The organism is Coleofasciculaceae cyanobacterium, assembly GCA_036703275.1.
Lineage (GTDB): Bacteria > Cyanobacteriota > Cyanobacteriia > Cyanobacteriales > Xenococcaceae > Waterburya.
The window spans coordinates 1-26,343 of record DATNPK010000102.1 but is presented as its reverse complement, the minus strand read 5'-3'; the positions used below and the strand labels follow the sequence as shown (position 1 = coordinate 26,343).

Here is a 26,343-nt window from a genome sequence, read left to right as displayed (position 1 = left end):
ATTTTATCTGTCAAAAGCTGAGATTTATTGAGATGTATATATGCCAAATCTTTGGCAATCAATATTTGGCATTTTACTTCAAAAGGACTACCTTAAGCGCAGGGCGGAGTACCGCCCAAGTCGCGTCTAAGCGACGCTTGCAAGCAAAGCTTGCTGCTCTAGAAAACGACTAAACTCGTTGCCATTACGCCCACATCCTTTGCTTATAATAGCACGATTACAAGGGGCTGTGGACATGGTTCTGTTGCGACTATCCGTCCTTGGTAGATATTTCCCAGCTTCGCTTGGTGCAGCTAAAAGCTAATAGCTAAAATAATTAGGCTTATGTTTGAAAACGCACAGAAGTAAAGTGATAAATTAATCAAAATAAAGTTAGTTAAGTATTGTCGAGTGAAATTGATATGGCTACTAAACGGCTTTTGCTTATTGACGATAATGAAGATAACCGAACTCTGGTCGAGTTTGCTCTAGGGAATAACCCAGACTGGGAAGTATTGACTGCTGCAAATGCGATAGAAGGCATTACCAAAGCGGAAATGGAAAGACCAGATGTAATTCTTTTAGATTTTATTATGCCTGACATAGACGGAATGACTGTCTGTGAAATCCTCAAGAAGAATCTATTTACCTGTTCGATTCCCGTCATTTTTATGACAGCGATGACTCAAGAAAAAGTCCTCGCTCGCTTGGAAGATACATTGGCTGAAGGGATAATCATCAAGCCTTTTGATGTTATTACTTTGGATACTCAAATTATAAAACTCTGTAGTTTTAGCTTAGTTAGCTAATTAAGGTATAAATAACTCTAGATCGGCAGAAAAACTATATATCTATTTCTGGTTGTTAACAGTTAGATTTTATACTTATAAGATTTACGCATTCACAAGTTAAAAGTTTTACCTCTTTCTGAACAAAGAGAGTGCAAACATCTTTGATTAACGATAGCTAATTAATCAATTATTTACCTTTTATCCTTGAATCTTCAATTTAATTTTTACTAATTAATGAATGCGTAAGTCTAACTTGGTTACTACTATATAATAAGGCGTTGGTGAATTTGGGTATGACAGTAAAGTAAAGGGCTTCGCCCTAGCTATTAGCTATTAGCTATGTACCTAAGTAATCTTGATTGACTAAAAGCTTTTAGCATGAAAGCTTTTAACTTTTTTTGGTAATTAGTAATTCCTAAAAAGCTTACAAACAACCACATTTTGTGCGTCATGCATTTAATTACTAACGTTTTTAATAAATGTTACAATAGTATAAAACCCAAAAATATTTAACGACATAGGACTCAAAACCTGGTTTTCCTTTTTGTGCCGTTGACTGTTTTACAGCAGCACCAAATAATCAGGAGTTTACTATGTTTCAAGAACAATCAAGTTGTGTTAATCATATTCTGTTAGCTTTACCTGCAAGAGAATACCAACGTTTAGAGCCTTACCTAAGGCCTATTCCTCTTAATTCTGGAACAGTTCTCTACCATGCAGATCAGCCAATTGATACAATTTATTTTCCCAAGAAAGCCTTAATTTCCTTAGTTAGTACCCTAGAAAATGGTATGACCACTGAAACTGGTATTGTTGGCAGAACGGGAATTATCGGTCTTCCATTTATTCTAGGCAGGAACCGCAGCTATAATCGCGCCATGGTTCAGGTACCAGATGGGGCAATGAAAATTTCGGCTCAGGTTGTGAAAAATGAGTTTAAGCGGGGAGAAGAACTGCAAAGGCTATTGCTGCTCTACACTGAAGCCAGACTCAGAGAGGTTTCTCAATTAGCAGTTTGCAATCGCAATCATACAATTGAAGAAAGGCTTGCCCGTTGGCTGCTGACGGTTCAAGATTTAATTGAAGGTGACGAGCTTCCTTTGACTCAAGAGTTTATTGGTAATATGCTGGGAGTTCGCCGTTCGGGCGTGACCATAACCGCAGGTACATTACAGCGAGCGGGAATGATTCGTTATGCCCGTGGTAAAATTACCATTTTAGACCGAGAAGCTTTGGAACATACTTCCTGCGAATGCTATCAGCTTTTTCACGAAAACTATTATGGGCAATAATTATAGATTAGCTCTTAGCTTTTAGCTTTAAAAAGTTTAAAAATTCAAGTTGAATTTGCGATCGCTATAATATTGCGATCGCCAAACTCTTAATTAACCAAAAAATATCAATAATCCTATTGTGCTGGCTCGGCAGGAGGAACTTCTTGTTGTTCTCCTCCTCCTCCTCCTTGTGTTTCACAACCAGTTATACCAGCAGAACCAATAAGTAGAGCAAAAACGCCTAATCCAAGACCAATTCTCTTTTTCCAATTTGAGCTTTTCATTAATTTTTTCTCCTATATGTAAGCTATTGTGGCTTTATCATATCCAATGTTATTGAAATATCAATCATAAACATCAATCATTTGATAGAGATCAAATTTATTAAACAAATTAATCCGTCTGGTTGAAACAAAAAATACTTGCTCAAACGCGTAAACTGTCTTGTCTTTCCCTAGCGTCTATGAGCTAAAAGCTAACAGCTACAAAAATATGACTTTAGTTGGAAGCAATTTACTAAGAAGCGAGATAGGTTGTAGATAATAAAAAACTTAGTTTTGAGCGAGTTTTGTAATAAATATACTTCAAAATTTGCTCAAAGTTAAATGTTAAATAAGCTACAAACTACGATCAAAAATTTTCTAATGAAACAAATACACAAATTAACCAAATTTTTTAAACAACTAAAGCTTAATCAGATTGCTACGGCTTTTTTACTAGCTACAGTCTTGATAGTAACTACGGCCTGTAACAATGGTGATGAGTTAGGTGCGCGTCCTAACGTTTCACCAGTCCAGTTAGGCGGACAGAATAATCCTCATAAAGCAGGTGGAGACGGTATGGCCCAATACAAATCTCCTGTTAACGATTCGAGACTGAACAAAGATAAAGATCGCGCTAGCTTGCCAGGCACAAATTATCTAGCAGCAGCCAATAAAAGCGAAACTACCTATCCTACAGACGACAAACACGTAGAAGGGTTACTCTATTCAGATAACAAAGCTGAATCTTTAGACAGTAAAAATGATTTTAACAGTCCCAAAAACCGGCAAGAATTGTTAGATCCGACGCAAATTCCCGCCAAGCAGCAAACAAACATAGATCGCTCCGATCCTGATAATAAACTTTTAGAAAAAGTCGGACAAATGTTTGATGATGCTGCTGATTTTTCACCTAACTAATACCTGTGATGTGAATTGGATTAGTTCTAATTTGTTTAGTTGAAAGCTATTAGCTAAGCGCTAATAGCTTTCAACTCTTTTGGAACGATTCGTTTAGGGGAAGAAAGGGTAATTTCTGTATGTGTGCGATCGTCGGCTAAATTAAGTAACGCGTCAAATTTGTTTTACGTAAATAGAAAAATAGCCAAAAAAAAAAGAAAATTTAATTATGTCACAAGAATTACAGGGTAAAAACATTGCCATTTTGGTTACCAATGGTTTTGAACAAGTCGAGATGACCGAACCTCGTCAAGCATTTATTGATGCGGGGGCAAGTACTTATATTATTTCTTCGGCGGGAGAACAGGTACAGGGTTGGAATCACTTTGATAAAGCCGATCATTTTCAGGTCGATGTACCTTTAGATAAAGTAAATCCTGATAGTTACGACGCTTTACTGCTTCCTGGTGGCGTTGCTAATCCAGACCAGTTAAGAACTGAGAGTCGAGCAGTTCAGTTTGTCAGAGCCTTTTTTAACGTTGAAAAACCCGTTGCTGCGATCTGCCATGGACCTTGGACTTTGATCGAAGCCGAAGCTGTCAAAGGACGCAAAGTTACATCATGGCCTTCTTTAAGAACTGACTTAGAAAACGCTGGCGCAAGTTGGGTTGATGAACAAGTAGTAGTAGACGGCAATTTGCTTACTAGTCGTAACCCCGACGATATTCCCGCATTTATTGAAGCGGCGATCGCTTTATTTGCCAGACAGGAAGCCAAGCTTTAGCTCTTATTAGCTTTTCCTAATAGACTAGCTTCGCATCGTCCGAAGGTTTCTCTATGCGGATACACCTTCGGATATACCATGCACGGGCGACGCGAAGCTAGTACTTTAGTGAATCCTTTAGGGCAAGTCGAAGACTCAGCTAGTGCTTTAGGGCATATAGCTTTTGGTTAATTACAACTTTAATTCCCTTGTGATGAAAATTTAGAAAAATTCGAGACATTAGTTGACCAGGTTAAGCAAATGTCGCCCGAGGATCGATTATAGGTGCAAAAAGCTCCGCTCGCTGGTAAAGATAGAACAGAATTTGCAACCTATAAAGAATATTCTTCCAATCAAAAACTCTTTTTCTGGTATTGTCTGGCTCAAGAAATGGAACAGGGGAATGCAGTACAAGTACCCAATGACTATCGCTTATCTCCCGACGCACAGCAGCTATTAGATGCCGTTAGAAAATTCAAATTTTCTCAAAAGTTGGTTTTCATTAGGGATGTAGTCGGTCTTGGTGCCGCCCAAACTTTGCAAAGCAATGTTTAAATATTAAATAATTTAAAGCAATCGCAGCATGTGCGATCGCCAATTAATCTCAAGCTCGATTAAAAAGCAATTATGTTAACAACAATAGAAGAACGAAGAGGCACAATTCAAAAGCTAATTCAATTTTTCGGTGCGATTTTGTTAAAGCTTTCACGTTGGCTAAAACCACGTCCCAAATAGGCTATAGCACAACCAAGCAATAAAACGCAGGGCGTAAAACTTACTCAAATTTTATCAGAGGTCCATAAGGAACAATCCCGCTAGGATTTATGTGGGGATGGCTTTGATAATAATGCAGTTTAATATGTTCTAAATTACAGGTTTCTTTTACTCCAGGATGCTGATAAATTCTGGTTAAATAATTCCATAAGTTAGGATAATCCCAGATATGACGTAAGTTGCATTTAAAATGCACGTAATAAACTGCATCAAAACGATATAGGGTAGTAAACATACAAATATCGGCCTCGGTCAAACTCGCCCCACAAAGATAGTCTTGTTGCGCTAAGATGTATTCCCAATAATCTAAGGCAGCAAATAATTCTTGAACTGCTTCTTCATAAGCCTCTTGAGATTTAGCAAATCCTGCTTTATAAACCCCGTTATTAATTGGCTCGTAAATATCGTCGATCGCCTGGTCGATTTCTGCTTGTATTGATTCGGGATATAAATCGACTTCATTTTTTGCTATATCGGCAAACTCAGTATCGAACATACGGATAATTTCGCGGGATTCGTTATTAACAATAGTTGCGGTTTTTTTATCCCATAAAATCGGTACTGTAACCCTGCCTGTATAGTTGGGGTCGGCGATCGCATATACTTCTCTTAAATACTTAGTCTGGTTGACAGTATCGGGAATTGTCCCCCGAAAATCTGAAAATGACCAACCGTTTTCTGCCATTAAAGGATCGACTGCTGAAATACTAATAGCATCGCTCAAGCCCTTTAAATTGCGCATAATTAGCGTACGGTGCGCCCAGGGACAGGCATAGGATACATAAAGATGGTAGCGATCGCCAACCGCAGGAAAACCACTTCCATCAGCAGTAATGCGATCGCGAAAGGTGGTCGGATTTCGCTGGAAACGCCCTTTTTGATCTTTTTCGTAACCTTCGGCTTTCCATTTCCCATCGATCATCATTCCCGTAGCCATAATTCCCCCAATATAGTCATTATCTTTTATTTAAGCAATTCCCGTAGGCGATCGTTCTCTTTCCCAAGTCAGATAAATAGAGACAAGGCACTGCACCTTTACTTTAGCAATCTAATTCGCCAATAGTTATAAATACCGAATAATTTTCCTAAACCTTGCTGGGGTTCGATCGTCAGCAGTCTCAAAGTGTTGAGCAGCATTCGGATATTTGTTAGCCCGAAAGCCAGCAAACCAGCATATTTTTCTAGATGAATTAGATAGCTGTGGGTGATGTGCTGATACTTTGACAAGATGTGGCGATCGGTAATAGAAGAGGTATCGTGAATCACTTTTAATAAATGAGTTACGGCGATTTGATGTCCCTGTTGACCATAGCGCAGACAAAAATCCAAATCTTCGTAATATAAAAAATAGCGCGGATCGAATTGAGGGCATCGATCGAAATTAGCCAAGTTGATTAATAAACTACAGCCAGTTACCCAATCTGTTTTAATATAGTCTTGCTTTAGATCTTTGGGTAATGAATAGATAGTAGCTAGTGCAGCAGTCTTAGGCGTAAAAATACCGCCAGCCGAGGTAATTTGTCCTTGAGAATTATAAACAGTTGTGCCTAAAATGGAAATTTGGGGATGACGATGGAAAAAAGCGATCGCCAAGTTAGAGCGACTGCAAACCCCAAACTCGGTTTGGCTTGTTTTATCGCTAGAAGACATCGCTTGGTCTATATCTGATTCAAAATAGGCATCAGGATTAATCAACCAAACAATTGCCTGACTATTTTGCTCGTAAATCCAAGTTAAACCTAAGTTACAGGCCTTACCAAAACCAAGATTTTCTGTAGCTTCAATTATTTTTGTGCGCTCGCTCTTTAATTTATAGATATTTTGCTCGCCAGGAGAATTATTAACAATAACTGTTTGATAATCAACTTGAGAACTAAGCTCAAAAGAATCAATTAGACGAGCAACTAGTTCACTGGAATTATAATTGACGATTAAAAAATACAAATAATTTGGGTTCACAGTCGATTTAAAATGTGGCATGATCGATAACCAGCTTAACTTTGGTATCATAAATCCAACTGAGAAAGTAGGTGGTATGACAAAAAAAGTTTTGGTGATTGGCGGCTATGGCAGAATTGGTAAAAGTGTTGCACGAGATATTATCAACCACACTGATGCCGAAGTTACCATAAGCTCGCGTAAGACGCAACAGGTGGATTTGCCTTTAAGATTTATCGCTTTAGATTTGGCAGATCGCCAGCAGCTACAGGCAGCGATCGCCGATCGAGATCTAGTAGTACACTGTGCAGGGCCATTTCATTATCGAGACGGTAGCGTCTTAGAAACCTGCATCGATCGGGGAGTTAACTATATCGATGTCAGCGATCATCGTTCTTTTTATCTACGAGTAATTAAACAGCAGGAGCGGGCGATCTCTAAAGGAATTACGGCTATTCTAAATACGGGGGTATTTCCTGGTATTTCTAACAGCATGGTCAAACAGGGAATAGAGCAGTTCGATCGGCCAGAAAAGATTCATTTGAGCTATATAGTCGCGGGTTCGGGTGGCGCGGGATTAACCGTCATGCGGACTACCTTTTTAGGATTGAAAAATAACTTTTCTGCCTGGATTGACGGTAAGTGGCAGGAAATATCGCCATACAGTGAACGCGAAATCATTGAGTTTCCTCAACCCTACGGTAAAACAGGGGTATATTGGTTTGATATGCCAGAAACCTATACTTTTGCTGATTCTTTTGCTGTAGATACGGTAATTACTAAATTTGGCTCAATCCCTGACTGGTACAACCATTTAACCTGGATTACGGCGCATATCTTTCCTGAAGCTTGGGTAAGTACTCCTAAAGGAATTGAGTTCTTTGCGCGCGTTAGCTATGCTATGACCAAAGTTAGCGATCGCTTTAGCGGAATCGGAGTAGCCATGCGAGCCGAACTTACAGGACAAAAAGCGGGTAAGCCTTATACCTATTGCAGCACTATGGTACATCAAGATACGGCGATCGCAGCAGGAGCAGGTACAGGTACGATCGCGCAATTACTATTAGAGGGTAAGTTAAACCAGCCAGGTATTTATCCCGTAGAGCAAGCATTACCAACCGAGTTATTTGTCAAAGCGATGGACAGTCGCCAGATTAAGATTGTGGTCGATTAAATTGTCCCCTTTAGGACTGTCGCGAATTTGCGCTGACAATCTGGATCTAAGAAAAAAGCCCTGTTGTTACACAGGGCTGAGTAATTGAATTATTAATTATTTGATTTATCTAACTAATTCTGCTTAGTAAAATTAGCCAATTACTTCTTTAGCTTTTGCCACGACGTTATCGACGCTGAAGCCAAATTTCTCTAAACAAACTGCACCAGGAGCAGAAGAGCCAAAGCGATCGATACTGACAGAGCCACCTTCAAAACCAGTGTATTTCTGCCAGCCGAAACTACTAGCAGCTTCGACTGAGAGGCGTTTTCTGGCAACTTTTGGTAAAACAGAGTCTTTATAGGCTTCATCTTGAGCTTCAAATAGTTCCCAAGAAGGCATAGAAACTACGCGCACTTTTTTGCCTTCAGCCTTGAGTTGGTCGGCTGCTCCAATACAAAGCTGTACTTCACTACCAGTACCTATTAAGATTAGGTCTAGTTCTGCTGGCTCAAAACCACAGGAAATGACGTATGCGCCTTTAGTAGTATCTTCCATAGAACTTCCTTCTAGGTTAGGTACACCTTGTCGAGTAAATGCCATCAAAGTAGGCTTATGTTGTTTGGCGTTCTCGATCGCAACCTTATATGCTCCTGAAACTTCGTTACCATCGGCAGGACGAATCACGGTCAAGTTAGGAATTGCTCTTAAAGAAGCTAAAGTTTCGATTGGCTGGTGAGTTGGCCCATCTTCTCCCTGTCCAATAGAGTCATGAGTCATTACCCAAATCGTCCCTGCTTCAGAAAGAGCCGATAGACGAATGGCAGCCCGCATATAGTCGGTGAAGATTAGGAAGGTTGCACCGTAGGGGATTAAACCAGAAGAATGTAAAGAAATACCGTTACATATTGCTCCCATGGCGTGTTCGCGAACGCCGAAATGGATGTTGCGGTTTTGGTATGCACCTTTTTGAAATTCGTCAGACTCTTTAAGCTCAGTTAGGTTGGAATGAGTTAAATCCGCAGAGCCACCAATCAATTCAGGTAATACAGGAGCTAGTTTATTTAAACAAGCCTCGGAATGCTTGCGAGTTGCCAATCCTTTATCTTCAGGAGTGAAGGTAGGCAGTTCTTTTTCCCAGCCATCAGGTAGTTTACCACTAAGATAACGCTCGAATTCCGCTGCTTCTTCAGGATAATTAGATTTATAGTTGGATAAAACCTGATTCCATTCTTGCTCTTGGCTAGCACCACGCTCAACTGCCTTACGCATATGGTTAATAGCTTCTTCAGGAACTTCAAACGAGTCGCAAGTCCAGCCTAAGTTCTCGCGAGTCAGCTTAATTTCGTCTCCTCCTAAAGCAGAGCCATGAATGCCAGCGGTATCTTGTTTGTTGGGCGCACCATAACCGATGGTAGTTGTCACCTTGATCATGGTGGGTCGATCGCTGACCGATTTAGCCGATTCAATTGCTTTGGCGATCGCTTCTAAATCTGTGTTACCGTCTTCGACATGAAGTACGTGCCAGCCATAGGCTTCAAAGCGTTTGGAAACATCTTCGGTAAATGCCACATCAGTCGAACCATCAATCGAGATATGGTTATCATCATAAAAAGCGATTAATTTACCCAATCCTTGGTGTCCTGCAAAAGAACAGGCTTCACCAGAAATTCCCTCCATGTTGCAGCCGTCACCCAGAATCACATAGGTATAGTGGTCAACTAATTTAGCATCGTCCTTGTTGAATTTAGCTGCTAGATGAGCTTCTGCCACAGCCAAACCCACACCGTTAGCAATCCCTTGACCCAAAGGCCCTGTAGTTACTTCAATTCCTTCGGTGACAAAGTTTTCTGGATGTCCTGGAGTGCTTGAACCCCACTGACGGAACTGTTTGATGTCTTCGATAGATACGCTGTCGTAACCAGCAAGATACATGAGAGCGTACTGCAACATTGAACCATGACCCGCAGAAAGCACAAAGCGATCGCGATTGAACCATTGAGGATTCTTCGGATTAAAACGCATGAACTGATCCCATAGCACAAAAGCCATCGGAGCAGCCCCCATTGGCAATCCTGGGTGTCCAGAGCTAGCTTTTTCTATTGCATCTATTGCTAAAAAACGAATTGAATTAATACAAAGTTCTTCAACTGATTTTGTCGAGCGGGTGGCAACTACCATATTTGTTATTTAAAATAAACTACGATAAAACAAAAAATTTGAGGGTGGTTCAACGTACCAAAGAAGGTGCTTGGGCTTAAAAGTTAAATCTTAAAAGCTGCTAACAAGTCTTTAATTGTTATCTTCTCATCCCTTAGCAACAGCTAGCAAGTTCAAACATCTTTAAAATTAGCCAAACTGTATTGCTCTTTACCATAAATTGGCCAATTTATGATTCATTAGCAGCAAATCAAAACTATAGGCTGTACTTGTCGACTTTAATCCAGCGAATTGGCCGCCTAAAAATCTACCAATAAATAATTTAATTTTAGCTATATTTTTTAAAAGCTAGAGTAACATTATGACCGCCAAAACCAAAAGAGTTAGATAAAGCTAGATTAACTTGATGGTCGCGGCTGGAGTTGGGTATGTAGTCTAAATCGCAATCAGGATCTGGGTTTACCAAATTAATCGTCGGTGGCACTTTATTTTTAGCGATCGCCATTACTGTCGCTACGGCCTCAATTCCGCCTGAGCCTCCCAGCAAGTGACCAGTCATTGATTTAGTTGAGCTGACTACAATTTGTTTGGCTCTTGCTCCCAAAGCCTTTTTAATCGCTTTGGTTTCATTAGAATCGTTGGCTTGGGTACTGGTACCGTGGGCGTTAATATAATCAACCTGTTCTGGACTAAAATTGCCATCTGCTAGAGCTAATTCAATTGCTTGAGCAGCACCCTGTCCTCCTGGTACGGGAGAAGTCATGTGGTAAGCATCGCAGGTCATGCCATAGCCTACCATTTCAGCGTAAATTTTTGCCCCGCGAGCTAAGGCATGTTCTAATTCTTCGAGCAATAAAATGCCCGAGCCCTCTCCCATCACAAATCCATCGCGATCGCGATCGAAGGGTCGACTGGCGTGGGTGGGGTCATCGTTACGAGTCGAAAGAGCCTTTGCCGAACAAAAACCAGCATAAGAAAGAGGAGTTACCGCTGCTTCTGCACCACCACAGATCATGGCGTTGGCATAGCCTCCCTGAATCAGTCTAAAAGCATCGCCAATAGCATGAGAACCTGCTGCACAGGCGGTTACGGTACAGGAATTAGGACCTTTAGCTCCTGTATGGATTGCCGTCAAACCCGCTGCCATGTTGGCGATCATCATCGGAATAGTGAAGGGACTAACTTTTCTCGGTCCTTTAGTAATTAGGTTTTCGTTTTGGGTTTCCATTACCCTCAAACCACCAACTCCTGTCCCGATTAGCACTCCTACTTGATCGGCATTAAGCTCATCAATGACGAATTTAGCATCAGCGATCGCCTCCTGGCTGGCGCACACGCCAAACTGAGCAAAACGATCCATCCGCTTGGCATCTTTTTTATCTAGATACTGATGAGGGTCAAACTCTTTGACTTCCGCGGCAATTTTACAGGCGTGTTCTGAAGCATCAAATAGAGTTACCGCACCCACTCCATTGCGCCCCTGCAATAAACCATCCCAATAGTCGGCCAAATTGTTGCCGATGGGAGTAATTGCACCCAAGCCTGTAATTACAACTCGCTTGTTTTGCCTATTTGTCATTTTTGCTCTTTTTACGCTTTTGATATGGCACTACTATTGTTTGAGATTTTTTAGGCTGCCGTTTGGCGTTTTCAGCTTCACTTTCCCTATATTCACTATACTTGTCCTCGTCAGTGATAATAGTGATGTTAGCAAATTGTCATTGGTTTAATTTGCTTTTTTAAGGATTAGTTCGGCACCATTTTCAGCAGCCCTAGCAAACCCGAACTCAAGCTAGAAAATCAATTGAGTTAAGCAGCAGCAGTTTCAGCACTAATATGATCGACTGCTTTACCAACTGTATCTATTTGTTCGGCTGCTTCATCAGGAATCTCAATATCGAATTCTTCTTCTAAAGCCATGACTAATTCTACCGTATCCAAAGAATCAGCACCCAAATCGTTAGCAAAGCTGGCTTCTGGCGTAACTCTATCTGCTTCAACTTCTAGTTGATCTACTACAATACTTTTTACCTTTTCAAAAATTTCTTGATTCATTAATTCTTTCCTATTAAGTAACCCGTTTCAACAAAAATAAATAAAATATATGTTCAGTAAAATTAGACGGGATTTTTCCCTAATCAAACTAAACCCTGGCTTCAATAAAAAGCGGCAACTCCCATCTTATCTGAAAGGGGGACAAAGTTAATTGCAAATCTACAATTGCCTGACCCCAGATCGAATTCGGATTGAGCTTTGAAATTATAAACTATAAAAACTAAGACGGAAGGCTACCTTTGTGAAGATAATTCTTCCGTCTACGTGCGTTGCTTTAACGCTTAAGAACAGTCTTGATGCCGTTTACCCAGAGAATTTAGCGACAGTCACAGATTTAGCCCTTGCGACTTTTAGCTTGTTTTGCCATAGCTTTAAATTGATTCAAACTACCGCCAGGACGACGACGATATTTAGTCATTGTAGGCATCAAATTATCGGTAGCAAAGGTTTGTTCTCCCACTTTACCGTTGCTATTTGTGGTACTACTATTGTTGTACATCGCAGCCACCCAAAATGGCTGCTCGAAAGAAGATGCACCCGCTTTTTCTAAGGTAGGCGCAGTCTTTTTGGTTTCTTTGGTTTCTTCGCTAGATTCAGCTACTCTGCCATTTTGCTTAGATTTGTTAGATTTGGTTTTTGCCGTAGCCTTTGGTTTTGCTGACTTAGCTGATTTAGTTTCAGCAGGCTTTTCTTCCGTTATCCCAGATGACAGCTTGTCCTGAACTTCCCCAGCAGTTTTAACTGCTTCTTTTACAGGCTCAGAGTTAGCTACCTCTGATGCTTTTTCCTTGACAACTTCAACAGCTTTTTCGGCAGTTTTAACCGCAGTTTGTACTACCTCTGATTCTTTGATTTCGTCTAATTCCAGATAGTATTTACTATTAGAATTAAACAGCTTTTTGAGCATTTGCATAAGTCAGGTTTACTCCTATCAATAAAATTAAAAGATCGATGCTAAATGAAGATAATGACGATTGATACTCTCACCTACGAATGGTTAATGATCGATCGCTAACTGATTGATGCGTTATCACAGCTAAATTGAACCATCCTCATCGCTTTGAGAGACTGCGATCGTATTTTGCTTATCTTTTTGCTCCCTTTGAACAGAACGAGCTATAAAACACGATATATAATTTTTGGCTATTCTTATCAAGCCAGAAAAATAAACCTACCGCAATCATACTTTACAAAAATTAATTGAAAAGTCGAACCTGGTACCTTTTAAAGATTATTAAAAAAGCGTCCTCCTAAAAGATATGCCCGTGCATGATTCACTAAAGTACTCCTAAAGGATACCGCTTCGCATATAGCTTCGCGTCCGTCCTGTTTACCGACTAATTCTTAGTTTTGCTCGCTCGGGGTTTTTGTTTTCTTAATTTAATTAACACTTGACTCTATAGTTGACCAGAGAGTTTAAGCTAAATTGAGCAACAAATAAACTAAGTAATTAAACATGATGGCTATACAACTCAAAGTTCCGAATATGGCTTGTGCCGCTTGTGGCAAAACTATTACCAAAGCGATTCAATCAATCGATCCGACGGCAGAAGTACAAACCGATCCCAAAACCAAACAGGTAACGGTAGAAAGCAAAGCCTCGGAATCATCTGTCAGAGAAGCAATCGCTGCTGCTGGCTATCCCCCTGCTTAAATAAACACTTTTTCCCTAACAATCATGAATCCAACTACAAATAATGTAGAAAGCATCAATCTTAAACTCAGGGGGATGAGTTGTGCTTCTTGCGCTGGCAGTATTGAAGAGGCGATTAGCAATGTACCTGGAGTAGCCGAGTGTAACGTAAACTTCGGTGCCGAACAAGCTGCGATTAAATTCAATCCTCGCCGAACTAGCATTGAGGATATCCAAGATGCAGTACAACAAGCAGGGTACTCGTCATATTCTTTGCAAACACAAAAAATGGTGACAGGAGAAGATGATGCTGAAAAAGCTGCCCGTCAGGAAGAATCTCGCGATTTAAAACTAAAAATAATTGTCGGTGGTGTAATTAGCTTGATTGTGATCTTTGGTTCGCTACCGATGATGACGGGCTTACAGTTGCCCTTTATCCCCGCCTGGTTGCATAATCCCTGGCTACAGTTAATTTTGACCGCCCCCGTACAGTTTTGGTGTGGTTACAGATTCTATATCGGTGCGTGGAAAGCTTTTAAACGCCATGCTGCTACGATGGATACTCTGATTGCACTAGGAACAAGCGCAGCCTACTTTTATTCATTATTTGCTACTGTCTTTCCAGATTTCTTTCTCAATCAAGGCTTGATGCCAGAAGTGTATTACGAAACCGCAGCCGTAGTTATTACTTTAATCCTCTTAGGACAGTGGTTTGAGAATCGCGCTAAGGGACAAACTTCAGAAGCTATTCGGCAACTGATGGGCTTACAGGCTAAAGATGCTAGAGTAATTCGGGATGGCAGAGAAATAGATCTACCGATTAATGAAGTGCAGATTGACGACACCATCTTAGTGCGCCCTGGAGAAAAGATTCCTGTTGATGGTGAAATAATCAGCGGCAGTTCTACTATCGACGAAGCGATGGTAACGGGGGAAAGTATACCTGTTAAAAAACAGCCAGGGGATGAAGTAATTGGCGCAACCATCAATAAAACAGGTAGTTTTAAATTCAAAGCTACCAGAGTCGGTACAGATACAGTATTGGCGCAGATAGTCCAACTGGTACAGAATGCCCAAGGTTCAAAAGCACCAATTCAAAGACTGGCCGATCGAGTAACAGGTTGGTTTGTTCCTGTCGTAATGGCGATCGCCATTACGACTTTTGTTCTGTGGTTTACGATCATGGGTAATGTTTCCCTGGCTTTAATTACTACAGTCGGAGTGTTAATCATTGCCTGTCCTTGTGCTTTGGGTTTAGCAACTCCTACTTCTGTTATGGTAGGTACGGGTAAAGGTGCAGAAAACGGTATCTTAATTAAAGGTGCAGAGAGTTTAGAACTCGCCCATAAACTACAAACTATTGTCCTCGATAAGACTGGCACGATTACCGCAGGAAAACCTACCGTAACTAATTACACTACTGTTAAAGCTACTGGTAACGATGCCGAACTTAAATTACTGCGTTTAGTCGCAGCGGTAGAACGTAACTCCGAACATCCTCTGGCTGAAGCCGTTGTCAGATACGCCCAATCGCAAAACATTGATGTCCCAGAAAGTGATAACTTTGAAGCGATCGCCGGTAGCGGAGTACAGGGTGTAGTTGCAGATAATTTAGTCCAGATTGGTACTCAACGCTGGATGTCTGAATTAGATATCAAAACCCATACCGTACAGCAACAAAAAGATATTTGGTCAGCCGAAGCTCAAACTGTAGTTTTAATTGCCGTCGATGGCGAACTAGCAGGCATTATGGGGATTGCCGATGCTGTAAAACCTTCTTCTACCGCAGCAGTCAAGACATTACGCAAGCTAAATTTAGAAGTAGTAATGCTGACGGGAGATAATCAAAAAACCGCCGAAGCGATCGCTCGTCAAGTAGGGATAGTTCGAGTAGAAGCCGAAGTACGCCCCGAACAAAAGGCTGCCAAGATAAGAGAATTACAACAAGAAGGTAAAACTGTAGCCATGGTGGGAGACGGCATTAATGATGCCCCCGCACTTGCTCAAGCAGATGTTGGGATTGCTATTGGTACGGGAACGGATGTGGCGATCGCTGCTAGTGACATTACCTTGATTTCGGGAGAATTACAGGGCATTATTACGGCAATCGAGTTAAGTAAGGCGACAATTAATAATATTCGTCAAAATCTCTTCTTTGCTTTTATTTACAACGTCTTAGGCATTCCCATCGCAGCAGGTATTTTATTTCCTTTCTTTGGCTGGTTGCTCAATCCGATTATTGCGGGAGGGGCAATGGCATTTAGTTCGGTTTCGGTGGTAACTAATGCTTTGCGTCTACGAAATTTTAGTCCATCGCGATCGCGATCGTAATTAAAATGTTCAACAAAACTAAAATTTTAAGCAGCCTTGCTGGATTGGGATTTTTTCTAACTTTAACTATCAGTAGCGCATTAGCGCAAATGGAAGTAGAAATGCCTGCCTCTAATGGAGAACAAAAGAGCCAGTTTCAGAAAATAGAACAGCCTCTAAGCTTAAAACTAGCGGTTGCTTTAGGTGGTTTGGGCTTAATTGGTGCAGAACTCTGGTGGTTTATGTTTAGCAAAACTAAATCTCAAAAAGCACGGGTGGAATCAGGAATTCAAGAAGTAGACATTGTGGTGGATGGCGGTTATAAACCCGACAAAATCGAAGTAACTGCTGGCAAACCAGTTAAATTGAACTTTTACCGTAAAGATCCTCGTAGTTGTTTAGAACAGGTATTATTACCAGATTTTAATCAAGCCTTAGATTTAACCTTAAATCAAACTACTTCGGTGGAGATTGTGCCAGAAAATCCAGGAGAATATATCTTTACCTGTGGAATGAATATGTATCGCGGTGTAGTTAAAGCTGAATTAAATAACGCCTCAAATCTTGATAATCTGTAGTCAATCTGTAATCGTAAGCTTAAATCTTTGACCCTGAAAAAGTATTCAGTATCAGCAACGGGTATAAATATAGAGCCAGAGAAAAAAGGTTGAAGTTTTAGCTTTTCCTGACGGCTAATCGGTCAAGAATGTTTGAGCTAAATTTACGCTAGATCTTCAACCTAATTGGAAATTTTTAATTAGATTTGCCTTAACTGTAATTAACTGTGTTTGAGAGATTTTTCTTGCCAAAACTTAAAGTTTTGAATTACAAACTTTCCTTGTTCACGGGCGGCTTTTGGACTGGAGTAGATTCCCTCAAAGTGATGCAGTTTATTATCTGGATCGACGATGTTCAAATGATATAAATTGTTGGACAAATGTTGAACGAAAAGTTTATAGCCATCGATAGCTGCTGTAGGTTGAATTTTCATCTTTGATTATAAAATATGAGATTGTAATTATAGTTCCCAATTAACTGCTTTTTCTAACAGATTCAAATTTAATTTAAATTCTACAGTTTTCAGTGTTAGGAATCTGTTAACTGAAAGATTGCAGACTAGTCAAGAGAAATTTAATTAAAGATCCAAACTCAATTGCAGATAATTATGATCTTCAGCATTATGTGGGGATTGAGACGAATTAGTTTGTCGATCGCCTGACCAAAATAGAGAATTGCCTGGACGCTGGCGATCTATATTGAGCCAGTGGTTAAATACCTGTTCTCGCTCATCTTCTGGAGAGATAATTTGATATACCCTGACTCTTTTCTGGTTTTGACTTTCAGATCGCAAGCACTTAATTTTACAGCCAATTTTACCCAGCAGTCGGCTAATAATAGTTATGGGACTATAGTTTTTGGCAAGGCCAATATTAAGAATTGTTTTAATTTCCCGACGATTAGCATGAGCGATCGCAGCAAGAGACTGCAAGTCAGAATCTGTATTGCGCAATTGTCTAGTTATATCTTGCAGCAGCACAGGAATCCCTAAAATTTCTAGTGTCCCGACAATTGCGCCTAATTGAGAACTATTGAAGTCAGGTAAAAATAGACTACCATCACCCTGTTCGATTAGCTTGCGGGCAACTTGAGTATCTCGATCTGCTAAATAAGGACGACCAATAGTCAGAAAATAATGTAGTCTAATTTTTTGATACCATCCTTCGTCATCTAAAGAGACTAACTCAGGAGTAATAGAAAGATGATAACGCTGTTGAAGTTCGTATTTGCGAAGCTGACGGCGATCGCTCAAAGATTTAATTAACCGTTTTTTTAAAGTTTGATACTGCTGCTCGTCTAAACTAGATACAGCAGCAATCTCACCGCATTCTGCTAAATAATTTTGGCTACTAATTTCGGTAATTGCCGCAACCAGACAATTATCGGTGTTGAACTCGGTTTTAATTTGAGACTGTTTATATTTAGCTGCATCAATAATTTGATGTCCTTCGGCTTTTAACCCAGCTAAGATCGAGTCTCGGTAGTTAATTGCTGCTGCATTAAACCTTACCGCCATTTTTGCCCAACACAGCAAAGATTCGGCTTGAAAACCTGTATCCAAATCATCTAAATAGGCAAAATCTGACTGTTGTAATAAACGGATATTTAACTGCGTAAAGCGTTGATTAGAGGTAAGCAGGGCAGGAATGGAAGTTGCACCATTGCCAATATTATTAAAGCTATATTTGGCACACCATAGATGTCTGGGAACATTATGGCGCAAGCGAGCTAGAGTCTGACGAACGGCATTCTCTGCCTGAATCCCTTGCGCGATCGCCCAAACCGAAGTAAAGTGATTTTTTAGCTCGATCGATATTCCTGTCTCGATTGATGGGCTGGCTAAGACAATATCAAATTGCTCTAGCACCTGCTCTAACTTAGAAATACAGCCACAGGCAGGATGTTGAGGTTCGGTCAGGGATTCTGAATCAATTCTGAGTATCCGTTTTTGAGGAAACTTTTGCTGTAAATAAGCTTCTAAAGTTTGAGTACTCCATTTGCTCGTCAACTTTTGAGCCGAAAGACAAATAAACGGCTTTCCTCCCCTTTGGATATGCGCCTCTAGATTACTAACCAGTTTTTTCGGACTTTTACCTGAATAATTATAGACTTGCCAAGCCAGAGTGCGATCGCTTTGCCAGGTGTTTTGAACAATACAGGGCTTAATCTCTAGTCCCGATAAAGAAATCAAGTAGTCAAGTGTAATATCGCTGAGATCTGCATCGGCTACATATAGCTGTCCCTGACTGCCTAAAACATTCTGCATCAGGGTTTTTAAAGATTTGAGAATCTCGACTCGGCGATCTTTGCAGGTATTAGAATTTAAGGCGTGCCATAATACCTGCTCTACTTCATCAATAATTACCAGACTATTTGTCCACTCATCAGGATTAAATTTCGCCTGAGATGAGCTATGAAGCGAATCAATGCAAAGACCATAGCCCAAAGCGGAGCGCTCGGAGCGTCTTGACTCGGTAACATAGTTCAAGCCAAATCTTTGACACAATTCCTTAACTAACTGCACTCGATGTCCAATTACCAAAACTTTTTGCGACTGTGCGATCGCGCGTGCGACAATTTGAGTTAGAGACTTAGTTTTCCCTGTACCCTTGGCAGATTTGATCCCAATCAGCTTTGTATCTGGGGGAATATTTAACTCAGGAAGATAACGACTATTGAGTTCAATATCGGTAGGATAGGTTAATTTTGTCCAAGACTTTGCTTTCCAAGTTGACAAGTCTAAAGCGTCATCATAAGCTCGAGCAAAGCATTCTTGACCTTGATTGGCAATTAGATCGTCTACTCCTTTACCTAATGAACCATCCCAGGTAACAACCTTTACCTGACAACCAGCCTGCTGTAATAAGTAGCCAGTTTTTTGAATCGCTGCATTAACTGCTTTGATCGTGTTCGGTTGGGAATCTTGGTCAAAAACTAAATATACTTTTCGCCCAAATGTAGCTAATTTAGCAAGTTGAGCAATTAAATGAGACTTGCCAATTCGTTTACCCGCTTCGTCTTTGGGTGTACGATAACCATTATTTATTCCTGGTAGGGCAATTGTTGCATATCCAGTAGATAACAATGCTCCTGCCTTTTTTGCCCCTTCGGTAATACACAGAGGAACTTCTCGATGGGCGAGTAACCACTGCCAAAAACCTAAATCTACACTTTCACGGTCAATATCTTCAACAGCTAATTCAACTCCAGCGCGAGCGGCAATTTTTTGCCATAGACTAAAAGGAACTTTTAGAGCGAATACACCTGTAGCGGTTTTGGGTGGATGCTCATACTTAATTAGTTTATGCTGACTATTACGGGGTCGATCTGGTTTAAAACAGCCCCAAATATCTTCATTCCCACTAAGAATATCAATTCCCGAACACCACCATCCTCCTGCATCAGTATGGGCATAACGTTGCAGAAATCCTTCGCTAACTCTACCGTCATTTCTTCTCGGTATAGAATCTGAATAAAGTAAATACTCGGTGGGAGAAGTGCCTTGGAGAGAAACAACATTTAGACGAGTTAGTTCTTCATCCACACCACTTGCCTTCCATTCCCGTATATGATCCATTTCTGCTAACTACTTACTTCTAGGGGATTAGTATCATACCACTATCTATAGCGTAGTAAAGCAAGTATTTCTTTAAAATACTCTATATATAGGGTTGGATTAAATGAGTGCCTTTATTGACTGGAATTTTAGGGTAGTCGTTTAGGGTAAACGTAAGTAAAAATTTTAAATACCAACAAGGATTTTCGGCTGTGCCAAAAGACTTTTATTTAATTTAAAGATTTAATTTAAATGAAACCCTACCATCAAATTCCGATTCAAGATTGTGGTGAACGTCTGATCGCGATCCCGCTAGACAATTTTTCCATAAAATTGCCCCATCCTTATGTCAAGCTGGGAGCAGAATATGGTAACAAATCTCCCTATTGTCTGCGACAAGGAGTTGTACGAGCATTATTAGAAGCACAATATTTATTAGAAAAACGTTACCCTCAATGGAAGATTGAAATATACGATGCTTATCGTCCTGTGGGGGTACAGCACTATATGGTCAACTATACTTTTAATTCGCTTCTAAATGACCTTGAGCTACAGGAACGACAGCTATCTGCCCAACAACGACAGGATCTGTGGAATAAAGTTTATCGGCTTTGGGCAGCACCTAGTTTAGATCGAAAAATGCCGCCGCCTCATAGCACTGGAGCAGCAATTGACGTAACCATTGTTAACGAACGGGGCAGAAACTTGGACATGGGAGGAGAAATTGACGAGCTTTCAGAGCGATCGCGACCTGACTACTACCTGAGTAATAAGGACGGAGATAGTCAGCAATATCATTTTAATCGTCAACTGCTAAATAAAATAATGAGCAATACTGGCTTTATTAGACATCCTGAAGAGTGGTGGCATTTCTCATTAGGAGATCAAATGTGGGCTTGGCTCAAGAACCAAAATAATTCACAGCCTAAAATCACAGCTCGCTATGGTAGGGTCTAGCTGACAATTTTCTTAGCTTTGCTCGCAGTTATTAATGGCAAATCTAACTAAGAGAAAGACACGAGCAAAATAATAAACTATCTTTCTCCTTAGTTAGTTGTTACTAAACATTAACTTTACCTTCGGCCTGCTTAGAATAAATCCAGAGTGCGTGAATAATTCCTGGAATAAAACCCAATACTGTCAACAAAATATTAATCAGCAAAGTAGGACCAGCACCCACAGTTAGAAAAACTCCCAATGGAGGCAATAAAATACAGGTAATTAGTTGTAAAAGCTTCATGGTTATAACAATGGGTTTAATAAATTTTTGATTACATTGCTTATGTTTACAAGTATTTAAAAATAAATCTTCTATCTTGAGATATAACAATACAGGCTATTTTTTAGTTTATCGAACTAAAAATCTATCTTTTAAGAGAGTCACAACTAGCTACAAACAAATAATAATATAACTATTATTTATTAAAAGCGGAGTTAATCTCATTTTAATAAAAACAACAGCATATTTAAGTTCAGGAGAAAACAAACAATGCTAGGAACACTTTTAACTTTATTAGCAACTACTCTCAGTCTTCTGGTAGTGGATATTATCTTTTCTGGAGTCATTTTAGCTAACTTTCCGGCTGCTATAGTAGCTGCGCTAGCTATTGGTCTTTTTAATAGCGGTGTAAAACCTGTTTTATCTGTATTATCTTTGCCGATTAATGTTTTAAGTTTGGGAACATTTACCTTAGTGATCAATGGTTTGTGCTTTTGGTTAGCTTCTCTCTTCGTACCAGGATTTCAAGTTCATGGTCTACTAGCTTTCTTAGTTGCTCCTGTAATTCTATCTTCCGTTAATACCTTCATTAGTAACTACTTTGGTGAGAAATATCCCAAATTAACAACAAGCAATAAAATAACCAATAATTAAGGCGCTTGCAACTGTACTTTTATACGTATTGCTGTATCTAGCAGTAAAAATTAAGTTCCAAATCATTAAGAACAGGTCAATGCTTTGGAACTTAATGTAAGATCATTATTGAAGCACCGTAACTAGATAAATTAGCTTATATGGTTGTTGAGGGCGCGTGGCTCAGCGGATAGAGCAACAGGTTCCGGTCCTGTAGGTCGCAGGTTCAAGTCCTGCCGCGCTCATAGAATGAAAGCCAATTGAAATAAGGGTTGTAGATGATACTATCGTCTCTACGGCTCTTTCTATTAATATTATTAGAATTAGCTACGACCAATATATTTGAAGTATATTTCAACAATCAGAAGCGATCGCGCTTAATTAACGCTGTTGTTTTTACCAACGGTCAGAGCAGGCTCCGTCGTTTTATATGCGGAGCGGTATGCTAAAGCACTAGCTTCGCGTCGTCCTTTAGGACGGCGGAGTAATCTCTGACTGTTTAATTTCAACTTCTGCATTATTTTGTGGTTCTTGTTCTCTTCCTGGATGACCAAACCAAGATCGTTCATTTTGTTCTTGACTGTATTTAGAGTTTAGTAATACAGTGACATCTTTAACTTTTCCATCAGCAGCAACCCAGTCATTAGCTACATCGGGAAAATCAATTTGGCAGTTTTCACATTTTTTAGTCGAATAAAAACGGATTGGACACCAAAAGGATTCAACATTACGTAGCATTTCCGTACCTAAAGACCAAACACCAGTCATCCAGTCACAGTATAGACACCAGATCAAATCGTAACCGACTAAGCCTTCAAACTTATGTCGTGAAACATTTACCCAATCTTTTGCAGCGTATTTTGGTAGCTTAACTAGTTTAGTTAGGAAAGGATAAACAGCTACTTCAGCCAAACGAACTAGCCAAAAAATCGGAACAGCCAAAGCTGTAATCCAGACGGCTAAATGATTTTGCCATTTACCTGTTATTGCACCTAAGGTACGGTGAATGTTCGCCTGACGCAGTTGTTCTCGATGAGTCAGTTCATGAATAATAATCCACAGCCATAAGGTACTTAATTGTGCTAACAAAGCTGTTCCCACTCCCAGCCATCCTAGAGCGATCGCCCCAACTGTAATCGGCATCAACATCAAATAGACTAAGGCTAAATCTATACCAGGAGCATAACAAAACCAATCAGAAATGCGATCTCCTAACTTACCTAAACGGGGAAGTAAATGTAAAAAACTGACACCAATAATTAAAGAGATTGATAGACCGAAATAAAGACTGATAATTAGATTCACTGTGGCTATTCCTCTTATTTAGTGGTAATTATAATTACTTAAAATTGACTGAAAATTCAGTTTTGGCTAATTTTGAATGGGGTAATTAAGTTTAGTTCAATAAAAGCAATGGCAGCAAATTTTAAATATTTTGTCTTAAATCATTAAGACAAAAGCGATCGCACTTTTAATAAAAATGCGATCGCTTTGTTTTGCTAACAGCAGTACTTAAAACACAATTGCTTAACTAGCCGCGCTGCCTAATGCACCTTTAAGAGCTGCAATGCCTTGTTCTACGCTACCCCAAAGTCCCATGTCAGGCTCTTTACCAGCTATTTCTCTTGTTCCGACAAAATAAAGCACCCCTTTGAGAACTTCTTGATGAGCGCGATTCTCAAAGTTGACTTTGTTCAAAGATTTCACTGCATCTTGAAGCTCGTCATCTAAACTTTGTGCGACTTTGTGGATTACTAAGCCAGTCATGGTCTGTTGGTGTTTGAGCAACTCAAACTGAAAGAATTTATCATACACCGTCAGCTCGGAGCCATCCATCATTTGAGCGATCTTTTCAACGTGTTTTTGAGTGATATCGCGGGGTTCTGCGTTCTGACCAGATTTAGCAATAGCTTCATCGATAGAGCTAAGATTTTCGCGATCGCTAGTTACCATTTTTTCTAACCGTTCGCGGATTGTATCGTCATTTGTAGCTGCCATTAATTTTTGACCGCTTTCAATCAGAACGTTTTGCATAAGCTTTAGATCGGCAAGCTTTGTAGCCAGATTTGTCATGTCAGCCATCGCTGTTGTCTCCAAATTAAGAATTTTATAAGTTGCAATAACTTAAATTGTTTCTTCAATCATGGCGCGAGATCGATCGAGTCTCCTCCCCCTTCAGAGAGATTGATTACAAGTAGTTAAAAGTATTAGCTGCGGACAATGGCTATGACTCAAAAGAAAAGCGTGCTGCACTGCTTCAAATATTTGTTCCTATATCTGTTCCTAGATTTCGTACCGCGATCGCGTCTTAATTGGCATCATGAGCTTGCAAGGATGTCGAACTGTCGAACTACATAACTTGAAACTAGACCAATACTATCGGATCGCCTAATCGATAGACGGCAAAAGTACAACGACGCGAATCTCTAGAATCAGCCCTTCAAGAGCCAGTTCGGTGATACCGATGGCTGTCCAAGCTGGGTCCCAATCGCCGAAAAACTTCTTTTTCTCTGTACTTACCAGCGAGAAATGTTCTTGCAAGCCGACATGATAGGTTGTGATGTCAACAACATCCCGCGGGCTAGCGGGAATTGCCTTAACGATCTCTCCTAAGTTAGCAAAGGCACGCGCAATCTGTGTTTCCGCATCCTCACTCACGCTGCCATCTTCTTCCACTCCAACTTGACCAGAGATAAAGGCGAATCTGCCAGATGCGATCGCACCGGGAACATAATTAAAGGCTTTGTAATTAGCTTGGTGATGATTGGTTTCGATCCATTGCGGTTGCATGACTTCATCTCCTTTCTTCGTTAAATTTTTGAAAGTCTCAATCAATTAGGCATAACGACGTGCCGCCAGTAACAAGCGTAACTTTTCCTAAGAGTTTTTGTGACATAGTGCTTTCCTGGTCGAGTTTAGGGTAATAATCCATTCTTGGTTTTAGATAGTGGGTACTGTAAGCGATCGATGTTGGGTTCTCAGTCATTCCCAAACCGATTAAATTTTCTATCTATCGCAAATATACTGAGTTCCAATGTTTAAACGCTTTCAGATTCTTACAATAATTTGTCAAATTCTTATGATTAAAGACGCACCTGTCTTGGGGTTACTCCAGTCAATCGCTTAAACTGTTGCGTCAAGTGGCTTTGACTGGAGAAACCTACTTGTAAGGCAATATCGGCGCTCTCCGAATCCGTTTTCGACAATAGCAATTTCGCTCGTTCAACTCGCTGTTGAATCACATATTGGTACGGCGAAGTACCCGTAGCACGTTTGAACAAACTAGCAAAATACGTCGGACTGATATTGATAACTGAGGCAATTTGAGAGAGGGATAAATCGCGATCGAGGTTCGTGTGAATATAGTCAATTACTTGCTGCAACTGAGTATGAGTTAAACGTGTGTTTTGGTGTGTAACACTCTGTGCCACCTCAGAATAATGTCGCAGCAAATGAATGACTAACGCTTGAGTTAAGGATTCGACATATAATCGCCCCATTATGCCACCCGATTGCAATTCAGCTAAAAACAGCATGGCGATATGTTGAAGTTGTAAGTCTTGCTTGCGAAAATGATTGGCGAGGTCGCTCTGCTTTGTATGCATTTCAGATGATTTAGCAACTTTGGCGATCGACTCCTGCTGTAAGTGAATATGTAGTTCTGTCGAGGATAACTGACTTCCCGGACAGCGCCAGTAGGTTGGTTTTCTGGCAGGAACTAAAAGGCTGTCTCCCTTTTGAAAGAGAGATTCATGCAAGCGATTATCAGACTTTTGGCTCAAATGACTTGGATGTCCCAAGGGTAAGATTAGCCAGTGATCTCAAAGACCAGGAATTTCTTTTTCTTCTGTTTTGCCAGGACTTGGATAATATTGATACTGCTCGACCAAGATTCCATTCCAGCCTATCTGCTGACTGGATAACACTGAAGTTCCCTTCAACCGTTGACTGAGTTCGCTTGGTTTGAGAAGGTTCTCTGTCACAGATTTGGTTTTCAGCATTTGGCTTATCTAGTTTATTTAATGCTACTTTTAAATTGGTTGTGTTTAAAATTATATCTAGTAGTTGCAATTTCAATTTCTGCATTGTCAAAGGCTTTAAGAAGATCTCGACTGACTGCATCTTTGAGATCGCGAATAGCCCGTTCTCTAACGACAAAACGAACGGTAAGTTCTAACCAATTGTTAGTAATGCGATAGTAAACTTTAGATTATCAAGTCATGGGGATGTAAAAAATAGCGATCGCGCATAATTATTAAAGCTTCCCGACTCATTTGGTTAATGCTTTCGGTGTGGTGTTCTACACATTCCAATAAAATTCGCTCCGCACGATCGCGATCGACATTATAAGAAATGGGAATACTAATTTCTTATTTCTCGCTCAAAC

The 26,343-nt window shown here is 40.2% G+C and carries 26 protein-coding genes and 1 tRNA gene; 12 read left to right on the top strand and 15 right to left on the bottom strand.

Features of this window, described 5'->3' with window-relative positions; genetic code table 11:
* Positions 1 to 401 precede the first annotated feature (401 nt).
* Both V6C71_22305 and V6C71_22300 read left to right on the top strand, forming a co-directional pair.
* Positions 402 to 788 (top strand): response regulator, encoded by a 387-nt coding sequence (locus V6C71_22305; protein HEY9771191.1) that lies wholly within the window; start codon positions 402 to 404, stop codon positions 786 to 788.
* A 575-nt stretch (positions 789 to 1,363) separates the two neighbouring features.
* Entirely contained in the window at positions 1,364 to 2,062 is a 699-nt protein-coding gene (locus V6C71_22300) for a Crp/Fnr family transcriptional regulator (GenBank protein ID HEY9771190.1), read from the top strand.
* Between the two features lie 116 nt (positions 2,063 to 2,178).
* Here the strand turns inward: V6C71_22300 and V6C71_22295 are convergent, their stop codons facing one another.
* Complete coding sequence (locus V6C71_22295) at positions 2,179 to 2,328, bottom strand: hypothetical protein (protein ID HEY9771189.1); 150 nt, start codon at positions 2,326 to 2,328, stop codon at positions 2,179 to 2,181.
* Between the two features lie 360 nt (positions 2,329 to 2,688).
* Here V6C71_22295 and V6C71_22290 point away from each other — a divergent pair, with 360 nt between their 5' ends.
* From V6C71_22290 to V6C71_22280, 3 genes are all read left to right on the top strand, one after another.
* On the top strand, positions 2,689 to 3,225 hold the full coding sequence (locus tag V6C71_22290; GenBank protein HEY9771188.1) for a DUF6658 family protein: 537 nt from the start codon (positions 2,689 to 2,691) through the stop codon (positions 3,223 to 3,225).
* A 208-nt stretch (positions 3,226 to 3,433) separates the two neighbouring features.
* Positions 3,434 to 3,988: a type 1 glutamine amidotransferase domain-containing protein gene (locus V6C71_22285; GenBank protein HEY9771187.1), complete on the top strand. Its 555-nt coding sequence runs from the start codon at positions 3,434 to 3,436 to the stop codon at positions 3,986 to 3,988.
* 264 nt (positions 3,989 to 4,252) lie between these two features.
* Complete coding sequence (locus tag V6C71_22280) at positions 4,253 to 4,522, top strand: orange carotenoid protein N-terminal domain-containing protein (protein ID HEY9771186.1); 270 nt, start codon at positions 4,253 to 4,255, stop codon at positions 4,520 to 4,522.
* 220 nt (positions 4,523 to 4,742) lie between these two features.
* Here the strand turns inward: V6C71_22280 and V6C71_22275 are convergent, their stop codons facing one another.
* Positions 4,743 to 5,678 (bottom strand): glutathione S-transferase family protein, encoded by a 936-nt coding sequence (locus tag V6C71_22275; GenBank protein HEY9771185.1) that lies wholly within the window; start codon positions 5,676 to 5,678, stop codon positions 4,743 to 4,745.
* Positions 5,679 to 5,776: 98 nt separating this feature from the next.
* A complete protein-coding gene (locus V6C71_22270; protein ID HEY9771184.1) occupies positions 5,777 to 6,700 on the bottom strand; it encodes a glycosyltransferase family 2 protein in 924 nt (307 codons plus the stop codon).
* Positions 6,701 to 6,776: 76 nt separating this feature from the next.
* On the opposite strand from V6C71_22270, the gene V6C71_22265 reads away from it, so the two are divergent.
* Positions 6,777 to 7,853 carry a saccharopine dehydrogenase NADP-binding domain-containing protein gene (locus V6C71_22265; protein HEY9771183.1) on the top strand — a complete coding sequence of 359 codons (1,077 nt, stop codon included), beginning with the start codon at positions 6,777 to 6,779 and terminating at the stop codon, positions 7,851 to 7,853.
* Positions 7,854 to 7,985: 132 nt separating this feature from the next.
* On the opposite strand, the gene tkt is transcribed toward V6C71_22265, so the two are convergent.
* The 4 genes from tkt to V6C71_22245 form a co-directional block, all read right to left on the bottom strand.
* Positions 7,986 to 10,013, bottom strand: a complete 2,028-nt coding sequence (gene tkt, locus V6C71_22260; protein HEY9771182.1) for a transketolase — start codon at positions 10,011 to 10,013, stop codon at positions 7,986 to 7,988.
* 307 nt (positions 10,014 to 10,320) lie between these two features.
* Positions 10,321 to 11,571: a beta-ketoacyl-ACP synthase II gene (gene fabF, locus V6C71_22255; GenBank protein HEY9771181.1), complete on the bottom strand. Its 1,251-nt coding sequence runs from the start codon at positions 11,569 to 11,571 to the stop codon at positions 10,321 to 10,323.
* A 230-nt stretch (positions 11,572 to 11,801) separates the two neighbouring features.
* Positions 11,802 to 12,047 (bottom strand): acyl carrier protein, encoded by a 246-nt coding sequence (gene acpP / locus V6C71_22250; protein HEY9771180.1) that lies wholly within the window; start codon positions 12,045 to 12,047, stop codon positions 11,802 to 11,804.
* Positions 12,048 to 12,381: 334 nt separating this feature from the next.
* Complete coding sequence (locus V6C71_22245; protein HEY9771179.1) at positions 12,382 to 12,960, bottom strand: hypothetical protein; 579 nt, start codon at positions 12,958 to 12,960, stop codon at positions 12,382 to 12,384.
* Positions 12,961 to 13,503: 543 nt separating this feature from the next.
* Here V6C71_22245 and V6C71_22240 point away from each other — a divergent pair.
* The 3 genes from V6C71_22240 to V6C71_22230 are packed head-to-tail and all read left to right on the top strand — an operon-like array spanning position 13,504 to position 16,568.
* Positions 13,504 to 13,701 carry a heavy-metal-associated domain-containing protein gene (locus V6C71_22240; GenBank protein HEY9771178.1) on the top strand — a complete coding sequence of 66 codons (198 nt, stop codon included), beginning with the start codon at positions 13,504 to 13,506 and terminating at the stop codon, positions 13,699 to 13,701.
* Between the two features lie 24 nt (positions 13,702 to 13,725).
* Complete coding sequence (locus V6C71_22235; protein HEY9771177.1) at positions 13,726 to 16,011, top strand: heavy metal translocating P-type ATPase; 2,286 nt, start codon at positions 13,726 to 13,728, stop codon at positions 16,009 to 16,011.
* 5 nt (positions 16,012 to 16,016) lie between these two features.
* On the top strand, positions 16,017 to 16,568 hold the full coding sequence (locus V6C71_22230; protein ID HEY9771176.1) for a cupredoxin domain-containing protein: 552 nt from the start codon (positions 16,017 to 16,019) through the stop codon (positions 16,566 to 16,568).
* Positions 16,569 to 16,768: 200 nt separating this feature from the next.
* Here V6C71_22230 and V6C71_22225 read toward each other — a convergent pair whose 3' ends face one another.
* Both V6C71_22225 and V6C71_22220 read right to left on the bottom strand, forming a co-directional pair.
* Entirely contained in the window at positions 16,769 to 16,981 is a 213-nt protein-coding gene (locus V6C71_22225; protein ID HEY9771175.1) for a hypothetical protein, read from the bottom strand.
* 144 nt (positions 16,982 to 17,125) lie between these two features.
* Entirely contained in the window at positions 17,126 to 20,125 is a 3,000-nt protein-coding gene (locus tag V6C71_22220) for a plasmid replication protein, CyRepA1 family (protein ID HEY9771174.1), read from the bottom strand.
* 231 nt (positions 20,126 to 20,356) lie between these two features.
* Between V6C71_22220 and V6C71_22215 the strand changes: the two genes are divergently transcribed.
* Positions 20,357 to 21,061 carry a M15 family metallopeptidase gene (locus tag V6C71_22215; GenBank protein HEY9771173.1) on the top strand — a complete coding sequence of 235 codons (705 nt, stop codon included), beginning with the start codon at positions 20,357 to 20,359 and terminating at the stop codon, positions 21,059 to 21,061.
* 103 nt (positions 21,062 to 21,164) lie between these two features.
* On the opposite strand, the gene V6C71_22210 is transcribed toward V6C71_22215, so the two are convergent.
* Positions 21,165 to 21,344: a YqaE/Pmp3 family membrane protein gene (locus tag V6C71_22210; GenBank protein HEY9771172.1), complete on the bottom strand. Its 180-nt coding sequence runs from the start codon at positions 21,342 to 21,344 to the stop codon at positions 21,165 to 21,167.
* Positions 21,345 to 21,593: 249 nt separating this feature from the next.
* On the opposite strand from V6C71_22210, the gene V6C71_22205 reads away from it, so the two are divergent.
* Together V6C71_22205 and V6C71_22200 are read left to right on the top strand one after the other, a co-directional pair.
* Positions 21,594 to 21,977, top strand: a complete 384-nt coding sequence (locus tag V6C71_22205) for a phage holin family protein (GenBank protein HEY9771171.1) — start codon at positions 21,594 to 21,596, stop codon at positions 21,975 to 21,977.
* 151 nt (positions 21,978 to 22,128) lie between these two features.
* A tRNA-Arg gene (locus V6C71_22200) sits at positions 22,129 to 22,201 on the top strand.
* Positions 22,202 to 22,427: 226 nt separating this feature from the next.
* Here V6C71_22200 and V6C71_22195 read toward each other — a convergent pair.
* The 5 genes from V6C71_22195 to V6C71_22175 form a co-directional block, all read right to left on the bottom strand.
* Positions 22,428 to 23,261 carry a hypothetical protein gene (locus V6C71_22195; GenBank protein HEY9771170.1) on the bottom strand — a complete coding sequence of 278 codons (834 nt, stop codon included), beginning with the start codon at positions 23,259 to 23,261 and terminating at the stop codon, positions 22,428 to 22,430.
* Between the two features lie 222 nt (positions 23,262 to 23,483).
* Positions 23,484 to 24,038, bottom strand: coding sequence for a hypothetical protein (locus V6C71_22190; GenBank protein HEY9771169.1), 555 nt, complete (start codon positions 24,036 to 24,038; stop codon positions 23,484 to 23,486).
* A gap of 306 nt (positions 24,039 to 24,344) precedes the next feature.
* The gene (locus tag V6C71_22185; protein ID HEY9771168.1) at positions 24,345 to 24,746 is read right to left on the bottom strand and encodes a Rid family hydrolase; all 402 of its coding nucleotides are present in this window, start codon (positions 24,744 to 24,746) and stop codon (positions 24,345 to 24,347) included.
* A gap of 293 nt (positions 24,747 to 25,039) precedes the next feature.
* Positions 25,040 to 25,756, bottom strand: a complete 717-nt coding sequence (locus tag V6C71_22180; GenBank protein HEY9771167.1) for an AraC family transcriptional regulator — start codon at positions 25,754 to 25,756, stop codon at positions 25,040 to 25,042.
* A 21-nt stretch (positions 25,757 to 25,777) separates the two neighbouring features.
* Positions 25,778 to 25,957: a hypothetical protein gene (locus V6C71_22175; GenBank protein ID HEY9771166.1), complete on the bottom strand. Its 180-nt coding sequence runs from the start codon at positions 25,955 to 25,957 to the stop codon at positions 25,778 to 25,780.
* Positions 25,958 to 26,343 lie beyond the last annotated feature (386 nt).

Bases quoted from the DNA above. Each gene is read 5' to 3' on its own strand.
- V6C71_22305 (HEY9771191.1), top strand. From the start codon at position 402: ATGGCTACTAAACGGCTTTTGCTTATTGACGATAATGAAGATAACCGA.
- V6C71_22300 (HEY9771190.1), top strand. From the start codon at position 1,364: ATGTTTCAAGAACAATCAAGTTGTGTTAATCATATTCTGTTAGCTTTA.
- V6C71_22295 (HEY9771189.1), bottom strand. From the start codon at position 2,328: ATGAAAAGCTCAAATTGGAAAAAGAGAATTGGTCTTGGATTAGGCGTT.
- V6C71_22290 (HEY9771188.1), top strand. From the start codon at position 2,689: ATGAAACAAATACACAAATTAACCAAATTTTTTAAACAACTAAAGCTT.
- V6C71_22285 (HEY9771187.1), top strand. From the start codon at position 3,434: ATGTCACAAGAATTACAGGGTAAAAACATTGCCATTTTGGTTACCAAT.
- V6C71_22275 (HEY9771185.1), bottom strand. From the start codon at position 5,678: ATGGCTACGGGAATGATGATCGATGGGAAATGGAAAGCCGAAGGTTAC.
- V6C71_22265 (HEY9771183.1), top strand. From the start codon at position 6,777: ATGACAAAAAAAGTTTTGGTGATTGGCGGCTATGGCAGAATTGGTAAA.
- tkt (HEY9771182.1), bottom strand. From the start codon at position 10,013: ATGGTAGTTGCCACCCGCTCGACAAAATCAGTTGAAGAACTTTGTATT.
- fabF (HEY9771181.1), bottom strand. From the start codon at position 11,571: ATGACAAATAGGCAAAACAAGCGAGTTGTAATTACAGGCTTGGGTGCA.
- acpP (HEY9771180.1), bottom strand. From the start codon at position 12,047: ATGAATCAAGAAATTTTTGAAAAGGTAAAAAGTATTGTAGTAGATCAA.
- V6C71_22245 (HEY9771179.1), bottom strand. From the start codon at position 12,960: ATGCAAATGCTCAAAAAGCTGTTTAATTCTAATAGTAAATACTATCTG.
- V6C71_22240 (HEY9771178.1), top strand. From the start codon at position 13,504: ATGATGGCTATACAACTCAAAGTTCCGAATATGGCTTGTGCCGCTTGT.
- V6C71_22235 (HEY9771177.1), top strand. From the start codon at position 13,726: ATGAATCCAACTACAAATAATGTAGAAAGCATCAATCTTAAACTCAGG.
- V6C71_22230 (HEY9771176.1), top strand. From the start codon at position 16,017: ATGTTCAACAAAACTAAAATTTTAAGCAGCCTTGCTGGATTGGGATTT.
- V6C71_22225 (HEY9771175.1), bottom strand. From the start codon at position 16,981: ATGAAAATTCAACCTACAGCAGCTATCGATGGCTATAAACTTTTCGTT.
- V6C71_22220 (HEY9771174.1), bottom strand. From the start codon at position 20,125: ATGGATCATATACGGGAATGGAAGGCAAGTGGTGTGGATGAAGAACTA.
- V6C71_22215 (HEY9771173.1), top strand. From the start codon at position 20,357: ATGAAACCCTACCATCAAATTCCGATTCAAGATTGTGGTGAACGTCTG.
- V6C71_22210 (HEY9771172.1), bottom strand. From the start codon at position 21,344: ATGAAGCTTTTACAACTAATTACCTGTATTTTATTGCCTCCATTGGGA.
- V6C71_22205 (HEY9771171.1), top strand. From the start codon at position 21,594: ATGCTAGGAACACTTTTAACTTTATTAGCAACTACTCTCAGTCTTCTG.
- V6C71_22190 (HEY9771169.1), bottom strand. From the start codon at position 24,038: ATGGCTGACATGACAAATCTGGCTACAAAGCTTGCCGATCTAAAGCTT.
- V6C71_22185 (HEY9771168.1), bottom strand. From the start codon at position 24,746: ATGCAACCGCAATGGATCGAAACCAATCATCACCAAGCTAATTACAAA.
- V6C71_22175 (HEY9771166.1), bottom strand. From the start codon at position 25,957: ATGCTGAAAACCAAATCTGTGACAGAGAACCTTCTCAAACCAAGCGAA.